Genomic DNA, 12,955 nt, shown 5'->3' on the forward strand with positions numbered 1-12,955 from the left:
ATTGCGCTAGTCTGGCGGCTCGTCCTGTAGCGGGAGGTCCGTCATGTCCACCAAAAAGAAACACACCAAGCTTCCACTTAAACCGACCGACAAAGCCAACCCTGGCTTGCTGGATGCGATATTCGCGTCGGCGACTGAATATGCGATTATCACCACCGATCCCCAAGGGGCTATCGTCTCCTGGAACAGAGGGGCGGAACTGGTGTTTGGCTATATGCCCGAGGAGATTGTCGGCAAGCCGCTGGCGCTCCTCTTTACGTCGGAAGACAACGCCAACGGCGTGCCCATGCGGGAGCTGGAAAACGCCCGCGATATCGGCCGAAGCGACGATGTCCGCTGGCACCGCCGCAAGGATGGCACCGTTTTTTGGGCCGATGGCGTGATGACCCCTATCCTGAATTTCAACGGCGAGATCACGGGATACCTGAAAATTCTTCGTGACGAAACCGAGCGCAGGCGCGTTGAAACGGAGCGCGCGCAAATGGCGCGGATCGATCTGTTGACCGGTGTCGGCAACCGCGCGGAACTGGAGGAGCGCCTGAGCGAAATGTCGGCGGCGGCGCTTCGCAACGGCAATCTGCTGCTGATTCATATGATGGACCTGAACAACTTCAAGCAGATCAACGACCGCTGGGGCCATCAGGCCGGGGACAGGCTGTTGCAGCGGGTGGCGCGCTCGGTGCGCGAGGTCATCCGCGACTCCGACTTCGTCGCGCGCCTGGGCGGTGACGAATTTGTCGTGTTGCAGGCCAATGTGCAGACACCAGAAACCGGCGCCAGCCTGGCGACCAAACTGATCGAGACGCTGTCCAATCCCATTCAAATCGACGGCCATGAAGTGGTCATCGGCGTCAGCATTGGCATCTCGGTCTTTCCGGACGACGCCAGCGATCAGGATGAACTGATGCGCAAGGCTGATCTCGCCCTTTACAAAATCAAGAATGAACGCAGCCACGGGGGCTACCATTATTACTCCAGGCAGCTCGACGCCGAGGCGCACAACAAGGCCCAGCTGATCGCCAGCCTGAAGCGGTCGGTGAAGGCGCGCGCGTTCCGGCTGGACTACCAGCCGCAAGTCGATACGCGCAGCGAGAACATCGTGGGGGTCGAGGCCTTGCTGCGTTGCCAGGACGCGGCGCTGGCGAGCCATCCCATCGAGGAGATCATCGCGCTGGCGATCGACTCGGGCCAGATGTTGGAGCTCAGCTTGTGGATCTTGACGGAGGCGTGCGCGCAGTCCGCAAAATGGCAGGCTCAAGGCCTGACCGACTTTAAAATGTGCGTCAACCTGTGTCCGCGCGAGCTGCTCTATGCCGAACTGTCCGATCATATCGAGCGCCTCCTGAGGGATAACAAGCTGGACGGTGAAAACATCGAGATCGAGATCACGGAGAATCAGGCCGTCGAGAGCGATGGGCCGGGATCGACGATGCTGGCGCGCTTGCGCTCGTTGGGCGTCACGATCGCCATCGATGATTTCGGAACCGGCTATTCGTCCCTCAGCAAACTGCGCGGGCTGCCGATAGACAGGGTCAAACTTGACCGTTCCTTCCTGGAGCGCATTCCCGCGGACCAGGACAGCTGCGCGGTCGTCAGCGCCATCATCGCGCTGGCCCATACGCTGCGGCTGAAGATCGTCGTCGAAGGGGTGGAGTCGCCGGAGCAGGTATCGTTTTTCAGGCGCGAAGGCTGCGAGATCTTGCAGGGTAATTTTTTCAGCAAGCCGCTGCCGGCCGAGGCCATGTCGAAACTGCTGAAATTCCCGGCCCGGGATTGATGCTATTTGGCGGAGAGCAGTCGCGCGATGTTCTGCGCGCGGAACGCCTCGACCACAAAATCGATAAAGACCCGGGTCTTCGCCGGCAGCAGCTTCTGGCTGGTGAAGTACAGGGAGACCGCTCCGACGTCGCCGTACCAGTTCGGCAGCAGGCGCACCAGCGCGCCGCTTTCCAGGTGCGGCGCGGCGTGCGGCACCGGTATCAGCCCGACCCCGAGGCCCAGCACCACGGCGCGGCTGAGCGCATCCGGATCGTTGACCAGCATGATGGCCCGCTGCTTCGCCGCGACCTCGGCGCCGGCGTGGTTGCGCATGACCTGCGTGCGCAAACGGCCCGTCAGCGGCGAACGTATCACCACGTTGGGGAACTCGGCAAGTCCGGATGGATCCTTGGGACTGCGCTTGCCCTGCAATAGCGCCGGCGCGGCCACCGCGATCAAATGGATGCGCGCCAGTTCGCGCGCCACCATCCCCGGCGGCAGCTCGAAGCCGGCGCCGATGGCGGCGTCGAAGCCGCCGGCGATCAGGTCCAGCGGACGGCTGTCGAACACCCAGTCCGGCACCACGCCCGGATACCGTTCGAGGAACGCCGGCATCAGCGGCAGCAGGTAGTCCATGCCGAACCCCGGCGCGGCGCTCAGCTTCAACACGCCGGCCGGTTGCCCGGCGTTGACCTTGATGTCGGCGATCGCGCCCTGGATGCTGTCGAGGCCACCCTGCACCGATTGCTGAAAACGTTCGCCCGCTTCGCTCAGCGTCAGGCCGCGCGTGCTGCGCATGAACAGCTGCACGCCCAGATTACGCTCCAGCAGGGCGACGTTGCGGCTCACCGCCGCCGGCGTCAAACCGAGACGGCGGGCCGCCGCCGAAAAGCTTCCGCTCTCGGCGCTGCGCACGAACGATTCCAGGTTGGCCAGGGTTTCCATGACTTCGCCTTCAAGTGTTGATTGAAACTGATTATAGCTGGTTGTGACTAACGCTAGAAGCTGACCAGCCCTACACTTCAACTCAGCAAACAGTTTATACACTTAACCTTTAAAGGAAACATCATGTCTACTATCGGCATCATTGGCTCGGGCGCCCTCGGCTCCAACTTCGCTCGCATCCTCGCCAAACAGGGCATCCCCGCCACCATCTCCAACAGCCGCGGGCCGGCCTCGCTGGCCGACCTGGTGAAGGAGCTGGGACCGTCCATCAAGGCGGGTACGGTGGAAGAGGCGGCAAGCGCGGACATCGTGCTGGTCGCGGTGCGCTGGGTCGACGCGGAGAAGGTGCTGGGCAGCCTGCCGGCGTGGAATGGCCGCATCGTGATCGACGGCACCAACCCGGTGGAGTTCTTCGATCCCGCGACGTCGCCTGACGCGAACGACACCAGCAATCCGCTGGCGGCCTACGGGATCAAGGCGGTCGACCTGGGCGGCAAGCACTCCAGCCAGGTGATCCAGCAGTTCGTGCCCGGCGCGCGCGTGGTGAAGGCCTTCAACCATAACGACGTCAACGTGCTGAAGGAGCCGGAGACGGCCGGCGGCAAGCGCGTGCTGTTCTACTCGGGCGACGACGCAGGCGCCAAGGCTGAGGTGCGCGCCATCATGGACGGCGCCGGCTTCTTCCCGGTCGACCTGGGCGCGCTGGATGTGGGTGGCCCGCTGGCATCGCTGCCTTTCGGCCCGCTGTCGACGCACAACCTCGTGCGCGTCTAGGCGCTTACTCCATCTCGCTGATCATGGCGACGATCTCGTCGCCGTAGGAGGCGAGCTTCTTCTCGCCGACGCCGGAGATGCCGCGCAGGTCGGACAAGGTGGTGGGACGCGCCTTGGCGATCTCGCGCAGCGTGGCGTCGTTGAAGATGATGTAGGCCGCCACGTCGTGCGCGCGCGCGGTCTCCACGCGCCACCAGCGCAGCTTGTCGAAGATGGCCTGCTCGCGCGGCGACAGGTCGCTCTCCACATAGCCTTTCGAGGCGCGGCTGGCGCTCTTTTGCTTGACCGGCTTCTGGTATTGGCGCAGCTGCACTTTCTGCCCGCCCTTGAGCACCGGACGCGCGGCGTCGGTCAGCTTCAGCGAGCTGTATTGTTCATGGTCCACCGTCACCAGCCCGAGCGCGATCACCTGGCGCAGGATGGCGCGCCATTCCTGCTCGCTGCGGTCGGCGCCGATGCCGAACACCGACAGCGAATCGTGGTGCCAGGTCTTGATGCGGTCCGTCTCCACGCCGCGCAGCACCTCGATCACGTGGCCGGCCGCGAAGCGCTGGTCGACGCGGTACACCGCCGACAGCAGCTTCTGCACCGGCACCGTGCCGTCGAAGGACACCGGCGGGATCAAACAGGTGTCGCAATTGCCGCAAGGGCCGGAGGCTTCGCCGAAGTAGTCCAGCAGGCGCACGCGCCGGCAGCTCAGCGTCTCGCACAGGCCCAGCATCGCATCGAGCTTGTTGCCCAGCACCCGCTTGAAGGTCTCGTCGGCTTCCGACTCGTCGATCATCCGGCGCTGCAGCACCACGTCCTGCAGGCCGTAGGCCATCCAGGCGCTGGACGGCTCGCCGTCGCGGCCCGCGCGGCCGGTCTCCTGGTAGTAGCCCTCGATGCTCTTGGGGAGGTCCAGGTGGCAGACGAAGCGCACATTGGGTTTGTCGATGCCCATGCCGAAGGCGATGGTGGCGCACATGACGATGTTCTCTTCGCGCAGGAACTTGGCCTGGTTGGCCGCGCGCTTGGCGTGGTCCATGCCGGCGTGGTAGGCCATGGCGCGCACGCCGTTCTCGTTGAGGAACTCGGCGGTCTCCTCGACCTTCTTGCGCGACAGGCAGTAGACGATGCCGCAGTCGCCGCCATGCTCGGTGGTGATGAAGTCCAGCAGCTGCTTGCGGCCGTTGGCCTTCTCGACGATCTGGTAGCGGATGTTGGGCCGGTCGAACGAGGACACGAACTGCATCGCGTCGCCCAGCTGCAGGCGGTGGATGATTTCGGCGCGGGTCTGCGGATCGGCGGTCGCGGTCAGCGCGATGCGCGGCACGTTGGGGAACTGCTCGTGCAGCACCGACAGCTTGATGTACTCGGGCCGGAAGTCGTGGCCCCATTGCGACACGCAGTGCGCCTCGTCGATAGCGAACAGCGCGATCTTCGACGCCTGGAACAGGTTCAGGCAGCGTTCCGTCATCAGGCGCTCGGGCGCCACGTAGACCAGGTCGATCTCGCCGGTGCGTACCAGGCGCTCGATGCGGCTCGCTTCCTCGTAAGTCTGGGTGGAGTTGAGGAAGGCGGCGCGCACGCCCACCTCGGCCAGCGCGTCCACCTGGTCCTGCATCAGCGCGATCAGCGGCGAGACGACCACGCCGACCCCGTCGCGCACCAGCGCGGGAATCTGGTAGCACAGCGACTTGCCGCCGCCGGTGGGCATCAGGACCAGCGCGTCGCCGCCACCGCTGACATGGCCGACGATCTCCGCCTGCTGGCCGCGGAAGGCTGGGTAGCCGAACACGGTCTGCAGCAGATGAAGGGCGCGCTCGTTATTTTCCTGATGATCCATTTCTACTACTCGTTTCTACTGCAAAGTTGTTAGTCGGCCCAGACGATCATACCGGTGTAGCCGGTGACCAGCACCATCAGGCCGAAGGCGATGCGATACCACGCGAACGCGGTGAAGGTGTGCGAGCTGATATAGCGCAGCAGCCAGCGCACGCACAGGAAGGCGGACACGAAGGCCGCCACGGTGCCGATCGAGAACAGCGGCAGGTCGGAGGCCGACAGCAGCGCGCGTTCCTTGTACAGCGAATACACGGTGGCGCCCAGCAGCGTGGGGATCGCCAGGAAGAACGAGAACTCGGTCGCCACCTTGCGCGACAGGCCGAAGATCATGCTGCCCATGATGGTGGCGCCGGAGCGGCTGGTGCCGGGGATCAGCGCGAACGCCTGGGCGATGCCGATCTTGAGCGCGTCCGCCGGCGTGATGTCGTCCACCGAGTTGATGCGGGCCATGGCCGGATTGGCCTTCTCGCGCTTCTCCACCCACAGGATCACCAAGGCGCCGACGATGAAGGCCAGCGCCACCGGCACCGGCGCGAACAGCTTGGCCTTGATGGCCTTGTTGAACAGCACGCCCAGCACGGCGGCCGGCATGAAGGCGATCAACACGTTGATGGCGAAGCGCTGCTGCTTCGGGTCGCCCAGGCCGGTCAGCACGGCGGCGATGCGCGCGCGGTACTCCCAGCAGACGGCGAAGATGGCGCCCGCCTGGATGACGATCTCGAACACTTTCATCTTTTCTTCCATGCCGTGGAAGCCCAGCAGGTGTTCGGCCAGAATCAAATGGCCGGTCGACGAAATCGGCAGGAATTCCGTGAAACCTTCAACCAGGCCCATGATCAGGGCTTTGAGAGCGAGAACGATATCCATGAAGTAAGTAGTTAGTTGGTGGGAAAAGGGGGCGCTGTCATAGCGCCGGGGTCGAAGCTTACCATGTTCGCCGGCTCCGATTCTGAATCTCACTCAAGCGTAATGCGGTTTTCGGCGGCCCAACGAAAAAACGCCCCGGAGCGGGGCGTTGAAAGGAAGGTATTTCGACCCGGCTTACCAGCTGGCCTTGAGCGTGTATTTGCCGCTGGTGGCGCCGGTGCCGCCGCCGTAGTAGATGACCTTGGCGTACAGCGTGCCGGCGGTGCCGTAGCTGACGCTGTCGGCGGCGCCGGTGCCGTTGACGCTGGACGCGACCTTGGTGCCGGCGCTGTTGTACAGCTCCAGGTCGTAGTCCGAGCTGGCGTTCGGCGCCAGCGTCAGGGCCAGCGTTTTGCCGGTCGGCAGCACGATCTTGTAGTAGTCGACGTCGGTCGAGGCGCTCATCGTGCCGTTGACGGTGGTGCCGGTGGTGGTGATGGCCTGCGCGGTGGCGGTGGTGTTGTTGCTCTCGACCTCGCTGATGGTCGGGCCGCTGACCACCGACGACAGGATGTTCTGCGCCTCGAACTTGGCCTGGAAGGTGTTGGCGTAGCTCAGGTCGGACGGGAACAAGGTCTTGGCCGCGTTGACGATGGCGGTGGCCATGGCCGGCATCTTGATGTTGCTGCCCAGGCCGAAGTGCGCCTCCAGGATGATCTGGTCGATGTTGGCGCGCGGCTTGCCGGCGGCGATCAGCGCCACCATGGACTGGTACAGCGGCGCCGACCACAATTCATCGGACTGGAAGCTCACGCCGCCCTCGGTCACCGACTGGTGCGCGCCGTAGGTCTTGCTGGCGTTGTACTTGGCGTCGGTGCGGTTGAGCAGGCGGCCGTCCCAGCAGGCGCCGTGGCCGTCCCAGCTGAAGGCCCACTCGGGGTGGTAGATCTTGCCGTTCGGCGTGCTGTAGGAGTAGGACGCGGCCCAGTAGTCGCCGAAGCCTTCGCCCATGGCGCCGGTGTCGCCGCCGCTCCAGCTGCTGTCGATGTTGGCCTGGATGCCGTGGCCGTACTCGTGCAGGATCACGTCGGCGTCCTCGCTGTCGTTGACGCAGCCGTGGCCGAAGGCCAGGTAGTCCGAGCCGGCCGCGCCGCCGCTGTAGTGCGAGTTGTCGTCGCCGTTGACGCCGTTGGTGTCCACGTCCAGCGGGCGGTTGATGATGGACTTGGTGCCGGTGAAGCCCAGCGACTGGATGTAGCGCTGGCTCTGGTCCAGGTGGAAGTAGACGTTGGTGTCGTCGAAGGCATCGTTGCCGCGCTTGGCCGTCCACACGCCGTTGCTGGTGGTGCTGGGCGCGGTGTTCGGGGCTTCGATGTCCTTGATGTTGACGAACGGGCCGCTCAGTTTGTAGACGCCGCTGGTCACCGTCAGGTCGCGCAGGGTCTTGGTCGAGTAGGCGGCGTCGAAGGCGGAGGCGGGCGAGGTGTCGGTCAGGGCGTCGGTGTTGAGCACGGTGCGCGGATCGGGATCGAAGGCGTAGCCGGAACCGTTGATGCCGGACGGCGTGGCGGTGGCCACGGCGCCGGCCTGCGCGCTCAGGCGCGGACGCGCGGCCAGGTTGTCGTTGACGGCCTTGGTGGCGGCGCGGCGGTCCAGCACCGGGCCGGCCAGTTCGGCGCGCGCGTCCAGCGAGCGCTTGCCGCGGCGCGGCAGCGAGGTGGAATAGGAACCGATCACCGTGCCGTCGTGCGCGTTCAGGAACTGCACGAAGCCGCCGGTCGGCATCTGCGCCTCGATACGCACCTTGCGCGCCAGCTGCACGCCGTCCTTGGTGGGCACCCACACCAGCTCGGACGACGGCGCGGCCACCAGCGGATGCTGCACCTTCATGTTGGTCCAGGCCTTGTCCAGCGCTTGGTCCTCGCTAATCTGGGCCTGGTTGTACAGCTGGTTGACGGCGCTGGCGTCCACCTTGTCGGAGATGTGGCGGGTCTCGTTGAAGATCTTTTGCAACTGGCCGTTCTTGCCGATGGAGACGATGATCTCGGCCCGGTCCACGGGCAGGCCGCGCAGCATCTGCTGGTAGTGGTAGTGCTTGCCGGTGAGCGACTCCTGCACCTTCACCAGCCCCAGGTTGTTCAACGAGGCGGGCAGGCCGTAGCGGCTGGCGTTCTGGCGCAGCACCTCGTCGGCCGAGGTGGCGGCGGTGGCGGAGAACAGCGTGAGGTTGTCAACGGAATAGCTGTCGGCGTGCGCGGAACCCGCGTAGGCCAGCACGATCAGGGATGCAAGTAGGGGACGGGCGAATGGGCGCATGCTGCATGGACTCCTGTAAAGATCGGGTTGATGGGTCTGCCAGACGAGTATAGCCACGGCTTTTTGCCGTTTGTAAAATCACGCCTTTTTAGACATTTTGCGGAGTTCTGTTAAAAATGAGACATGGCGGCGCGGCGCGGGCGGCGCTAAGATGGCTCCCAAATATCCGACGAAAGGAAGCGCATGGCCAGGTTGTTTATTTCGCTGTTGACGGTTGTACTGGCCGCGTTGGCGTCCGGCTGCGCGCTGGCGCAGGTGCCCGGGCCGATCGAGGATGTGGAGCCGGAAGTGACGCGGCAGGTGGCCGCCGCCGTCGCGGCGATGGCGGCCGATCCTGCGGCGGCGGAGGCGCCGCTGCTGCGCGCCTGTCCGGCGAAGGCAGCGCCGCCGTTGGAGCTGCTGCAACGCACGGTCGACGGCGAGGAGCGCAGCTACCTGTACCGCGTGCGCTGCGGCAAGGCGCTGCTGGTGTCGGCCACCATCGGAAAAAACCGCGCCATCAAGCACTTGCATTTGAAAACTGAATAAACTGTTTACCAAACCAGCGGGCCGACGAGGCCGTCTTGGACTGTGATATCTTTAATGCAAAGAAATGGTTTGCGTTGGCTGCGAGCCAATCTGGCAGTGGTCGTTTGCGCCAGCAAGCTATCCGCGCTGCGCGCTCCGGCCGGCGCTTACTTTTTGAGTTAGGTCTGCTCCATGCCCCCACGCTCTTTTTCATCTTTGGTAATCTGCGCTGTCCTGGCGGTTGCCGGATGTGCGCCTGCGCCGCACCGGGTTACCTTGGTTCCTGAAATTCGCGGCACATTGATAGTCGGGACGTCGCCTGTGCCAAACGTGGCGGTTCTCGTCGGCACAAGCTCAGAATCCTCGGCTCCCTGCAAAGATGCATCCGTGGTGACCACAACCAACGAGCGGGGAGAGTTCGTTGTCCCCACCAGGCAGGACACCGAACTGTTCTATTCTTTTCTGAACCCGCCAAGCACCATGCGGCGACTTACCAATCTTTGCTTTCAGACGCAAGGAGAACCGGTCTTCTTTGGCGGACAGTTCGTCACCCAACTCAGCGCACCTTCCCAACTTGCCATCGTGTGCAATCCTGCTTTACCTAAACAGCGTTCTCCCATGTTTGTCGAACAAATATGCCGATAGTCCGCCGATGGCGCTATGGGTTGGTTTAGACTTTTTCCTTCCAAAATAAGATCAGTTTAGACTTTGTCCTGAATTTCATGGACTGGTTTAGATCGCGCCTGCAGAATTTCAGACTCATTTGGACCCAGGCGGACTTATTTAGACTGAATTAGACGGAGTTGGGATTTGGAATACCCCAGCAGGCATTCGCCTTCGTTATTTGTACATCGGCCCGGCGGTGACGAACGGGCCGCCCTGGTAGATGGTCGGGGCGTCGTCCGGCAAGGGGTAGGCCGCGCTGTCGGGGAAGTTGGCGGCGAATTCGCTGGAGCTGTGCTTGGGCACATAGCCCAGGTGCGCGGCGTGCTTGTTGTCCCACCATTTGGTCGGATTGTCCGAGGTGCCGAAGGTGATCGTGTGGCCCACGCGCGGCGTGAACAGCGAGCAGCGTATCAGTTCCACCAGATCGTCGTAGGCCAGGTAGGTGACCATCATGCGGCTGTTCTTCGGCTCCGGGAAGGAGGAGCCGATGCGCAGGCACACGGTCTCGGTGCCGAAGCGGTCGTAGTAGTAGCGCGACAGCGCCTCGCCGAACGCTTTCGACACGCCATAGAAGCCGTCGGGCCGCAGCGGCATGCCGGCGTCCACCAGCTGCGTGGTCTCGTAGAAGCCCACCACGTGGCTGGAGCTGGCGTAGATCACGCGCTTGACGCCGCACTTGTGCACCGCCTCGTACAGGTGGTGCAGGCCGAGGATGTTGGCGTTCATGATCGGCTCGAACTTGTCCTCGACCGAGATGCCGCCGAAGTGCAGCACCGCGTCCACGCCTTCCATCATCGCCAGCACGGCGTCGCGGTCGCCCAGGTCGCCGATGACGATTTCCTCGCCCTCGCGCGCCGGGCCGAGGTCCTTGACGTCGTTCAGGCGCACCACGTCGGCCCAGGCCTTGGCGCGCTCGCGCAGAATGGTGCCCAGGCCGCCGCCGGCGCCGGTGAGGAGTAAACGTTTGAAAGGCTTTGCGTGGGAGGTCTCGGTCATTTTTTTTCAGAAATGTAGTTAAACGTTTAACCTGAAGTATAGCGGATATATTGGCAGGCTCAAACATGAACGCTGAAATTTAAACAGGAAGGCACAATGACCATGATGAAGACCTCGCTGGCCCTGGCCGCGGCGCTGCTGCCGCTGCTGGCCGGCGCGCAGGATGCGCAGATCGAAAGCAAAGTCGCCGCGCTGATGCGGCGGATGACCGTGGCCGAGAAGGTCGGCCAATTGCACCAGATATCCGGCAGCCTGAACACCGGCCCGGCCAGCGGCGAGGACGCCCGGACGCAGGCCGATATCCGCAGCGGCAAGGTCGGCTCCATGCTCAACGTGAAAGGCGTGGCCGATACGTGCGCGATGCAGGCGCTGGCGCTGCAATCGCGCCTGCACATTCCGCTGCTGTTCGGGCAGGACGTGATCCACGGCTACCACACCGTGTTCCCGGTGCCGCTGGGCGAGTCGGCGTCGTGGGACATGGAGGCGATCGAGCAGTCGGCCCGCATCGCCGCGCGCGAGGCTTCCGCAGCCGGCATCCACTGGACCTTCGCGCCGATGGTCGACATCGCACGCGATCCGCGCTGGGGGCGCGTGATGGAAGGGGCCGGCGAGGATGCCTTCCTCGGCTCGGCCATCGCGCGCGCGCGGGTGCACGGCTTCCAGGGCAAGCGGTTGGGCGCGACCGATGCCGTGATGGCCACCGCCAAGCACTTCGCCGCCTATGGCGCGGCGATCGCGGGCCGCGACTACAACGCGGTCGACATGAGCCAGCAGCAGCTGTTCGAGGTCTACCTGCCGCCGTTCAAGGCCGCGCTGGACGCGGGCGCGGCGACGTTCATGAACTCCTTCAATACGCTCAACGGCGTGCCGGCCACCGGCAACAGCTTCCTGCAGCGCGATGTCCTCAAGGGCCGCTGGAACTTCAAGGGCTTCGTGGTCAGCGACTGGGGCTCGGTGCGCGAGATGGTGGCGCACGGCTACGCCGCCGACCTGGCCGACGCCTCGGTCAAAGCCATCAACGCCGGCAGCGACATGGACATGGAGAGCTACGCCCACCTCAATCACCTTGAGCAGTCGATCAAATCCGGCAAGGTGAAAATGAAGACGCTGGACGACGCCGTGCGTCGCATCCTGTACAAGAAGTTCGAGCTTGGCCTGTTCGACGATCCCTACCGCTTCGCTGACGCCGCGCGCGAGAAGGCCGTGCTGGCCGATCCGTCGCACCGCGCCGTCGCGCTGGACGTGGCGCAGAAATCGCTGGTGCTGCTGAAGAACCAGGGCGGCACACTGCCGCTGTCGCGCGACGCGCAGCGCATCGCGGTCATCGGCCCGCTGGCCGACGCGCAGCGCGACCTGGAAGGCGGCTGGGTGGTGGAGGGCGACCGCGCGCGCGTGGTCAGCATCCTCGAAGGCATCCGCGACCACGCGGGCAAGGCGCAGGTCAGCTACGCGCAGGCTTGCGGCGCGGGCTGCACCGGCACCGAGGGCTTTGCCGAAGCCGTCGCCACGGCGGCCATGGCGGACGTGGTCGTGCTGGCCGTCGGCGAGACCTGGGACCTGAGCGGCGAGGCCAAGTCCCGCACCGACATCACGCTGCCCGGCCATCAGGAGCAGCTGTTCGCCGCGCTCAAGGCCACCGGCAAGCCGGTCGTGGTGGTGATGCTGGCCGGCCGTCCGCTGGTGTTCAACACCATCGCCGACCAGGCGGACGCCATCGTCTACGCCTGGTTCCCCGGCAGCGAGGGCGGCAACGCGGTCGCCAATGTGCTGTTCGGCGACTACAACCCGTCCGGCAAACTGCCGATCACCTTCCCGCGCAGCGTCGGCCAGATTCCGCTGTCGTACGCGCAGCCCAGCACCGGCCGGCCCGTCACCGACGAGAAGGATGTGGTCTACAAATCGGGCTATATCGATTCGGTCAACAGCCCGCGCTACGCCTTCGGGCATGGCCTCAGCTACACGACGTTCAAATATTCGGGCCTGACGATCAGCAGCGCGGAGATGTCGCCGTCGCAGAAGGTCACGCTGTCGTTCGACCTGGCCAACACCGGCAAGGCCGAGGGCACCGAGATCGTGCAGCTGTACCTGCGCGACATGGTGGCCTCGGTGGCGCGGCCGATGAAGGAGTTGAAGGGCTTCCAGAAGATCCATCTGCGGCCGGGCGAGCAGCGCCGCGTGAGCTTCACCATCGACCGCGAGCTGCTGTCGTTCTTCAACAGCCAGCTGGTGTGGGGCGCCGAAGCGGGCGACTTCAAGCTGATGGTCGGCGGCGCCTCCGACGATATCCGCCTGGAGGGTGCGCTCAAGCTGCTGCGATAAG

Annotated in this window: 9 protein-coding genes; 4 read left to right on the forward strand and 5 right to left on the reverse strand. The window is 64.4% G+C overall.

The annotated features are described in order from the left end of the window. Positions 1 to 43: 43 nt before the first annotated feature. The gene (locus HUX88_RS00305; protein ID WP_176360440.1) at positions 44 to 1,777 is read left to right on the forward strand and encodes a bifunctional diguanylate cyclase/phosphodiesterase; all 1,734 of its coding nucleotides are present in this window, start codon (positions 44 to 46) and stop codon (positions 1,775 to 1,777) included. 2 nt (positions 1,778 to 1,779) lie between these two features. On the opposite strand, the gene HUX88_RS00310 is transcribed toward HUX88_RS00305, so the two are convergent. Continuing rightward, a complete protein-coding gene (locus HUX88_RS00310) occupies positions 1,780 to 2,703 on the reverse strand; it encodes a LysR family transcriptional regulator (protein ID WP_117014083.1) in 924 nt (307 codons plus the stop codon). Between the two features lie 123 nt (positions 2,704 to 2,826). Here HUX88_RS00310 and HUX88_RS00315 point away from each other — a divergent pair, with 123 nt between their 5' ends. Beyond that, a complete protein-coding gene (locus tag HUX88_RS00315) occupies positions 2,827 to 3,477 on the forward strand; it encodes an NADPH-dependent F420 reductase (RefSeq protein WP_176360441.1) in 651 nt (216 codons plus the stop codon). A 4-nt stretch (positions 3,478 to 3,481) separates the two neighbouring features. Here the strand turns inward: HUX88_RS00315 and recQ are convergent, their stop codons facing one another. The 3 genes from recQ to HUX88_RS00330 all read right to left on the reverse strand — a co-directional run bounded on the left by recQ (position 3,482) and on the right by HUX88_RS00330 (position 8,466). After that, the gene (recQ, locus tag HUX88_RS00320; RefSeq protein ID WP_117014081.1) at positions 3,482 to 5,305 is read right to left on the reverse strand and encodes a DNA helicase RecQ; all 1,824 of its coding nucleotides are present in this window, start codon (positions 5,303 to 5,305) and stop codon (positions 3,482 to 3,484) included. Positions 5,306 to 5,334: 29 nt separating this feature from the next. Then, complete coding sequence (locus tag HUX88_RS00325) at positions 5,335 to 6,171, reverse strand: undecaprenyl-diphosphate phosphatase (protein WP_176360442.1); 837 nt, start codon at positions 6,169 to 6,171, stop codon at positions 5,335 to 5,337. 174 nt (positions 6,172 to 6,345) lie between these two features. Then, a complete protein-coding gene (locus HUX88_RS00330; protein WP_176360443.1) occupies positions 6,346 to 8,466 on the reverse strand; it encodes a M36 family metallopeptidase in 2,121 nt (706 codons plus the stop codon). 183 nt (positions 8,467 to 8,649) lie between these two features. Between HUX88_RS00330 and HUX88_RS00335 the strand changes: the two genes are divergently transcribed. Beyond that, positions 8,650 to 8,994 carry a hypothetical protein gene (locus HUX88_RS00335; RefSeq protein ID WP_176360444.1) on the forward strand — a complete coding sequence of 115 codons (345 nt, stop codon included), beginning with the start codon at positions 8,650 to 8,652 and terminating at the stop codon, positions 8,992 to 8,994. An 819-nt stretch (positions 8,995 to 9,813) separates the two neighbouring features. Here HUX88_RS00335 and HUX88_RS00340 read toward each other — a convergent pair. Further along, positions 9,814 to 10,635, reverse strand: coding sequence for an NAD(P)-dependent oxidoreductase (locus HUX88_RS00340; RefSeq protein ID WP_176360445.1), 822 nt, complete (start codon positions 10,633 to 10,635; stop codon positions 9,814 to 9,816). 96 nt (positions 10,636 to 10,731) lie between these two features. On the opposite strand from HUX88_RS00340, the gene HUX88_RS00345 reads away from it, so the two are divergent. Continuing rightward, positions 10,732 to 12,954, forward strand: coding sequence for a glycoside hydrolase family 3 N-terminal domain-containing protein (locus tag HUX88_RS00345; RefSeq protein ID WP_176360446.1), 2,223 nt, complete (start codon positions 10,732 to 10,734; stop codon positions 12,952 to 12,954). Position 12,955 lies beyond the last annotated feature (1 nt).

It is taken from the genome of Duganella sp. BJB1802, assembly GCF_013369445.1.
Lineage (GTDB): Bacteria > Pseudomonadota > Gammaproteobacteria > Burkholderiales > Burkholderiaceae_D > Rugamonas > Rugamonas vulcania_A.

Bases quoted from the DNA above. Each gene is read 5' to 3' on its own strand.
- HUX88_RS00340 (WP_176360445.1), bottom strand. From the start codon at position 10,635: ATGACCGAGACCTCCCACGCAAAGCCTTTCAAACGTTTACTCCTCACC.
- HUX88_RS00330 (WP_176360443.1), bottom strand. From the start codon at position 8,466: ATGCGCCCATTCGCCCGTCCCCTACTTGCATCCCTGATCGTGCTGGCC.
- HUX88_RS00345 (WP_176360446.1), top strand. From the start codon at position 10,732: ATGACCATGATGAAGACCTCGCTGGCCCTGGCCGCGGCGCTGCTGCCG.
- HUX88_RS00325 (WP_176360442.1), bottom strand. From the start codon at position 6,171: ATGGATATCGTTCTCGCTCTCAAAGCCCTGATCATGGGCCTGGTTGAA.
- HUX88_RS00315 (WP_176360441.1), top strand. From the start codon at position 2,827: ATGTCTACTATCGGCATCATTGGCTCGGGCGCCCTCGGCTCCAACTTC.
- HUX88_RS00310 (WP_117014083.1), bottom strand. From the start codon at position 2,703: ATGGAAACCCTGGCCAACCTGGAATCGTTCGTGCGCAGCGCCGAGAGC.
- HUX88_RS00305 (WP_176360440.1), top strand. From the start codon at position 44: ATGTCCACCAAAAAGAAACACACCAAGCTTCCACTTAAACCGACCGAC.
- HUX88_RS00335 (WP_176360444.1), top strand. From the start codon at position 8,650: ATGGCCAGGTTGTTTATTTCGCTGTTGACGGTTGTACTGGCCGCGTTG.
- recQ (WP_117014081.1), bottom strand. From the start codon at position 5,305: ATGGATCATCAGGAAAATAACGAGCGCGCCCTTCATCTGCTGCAGACC.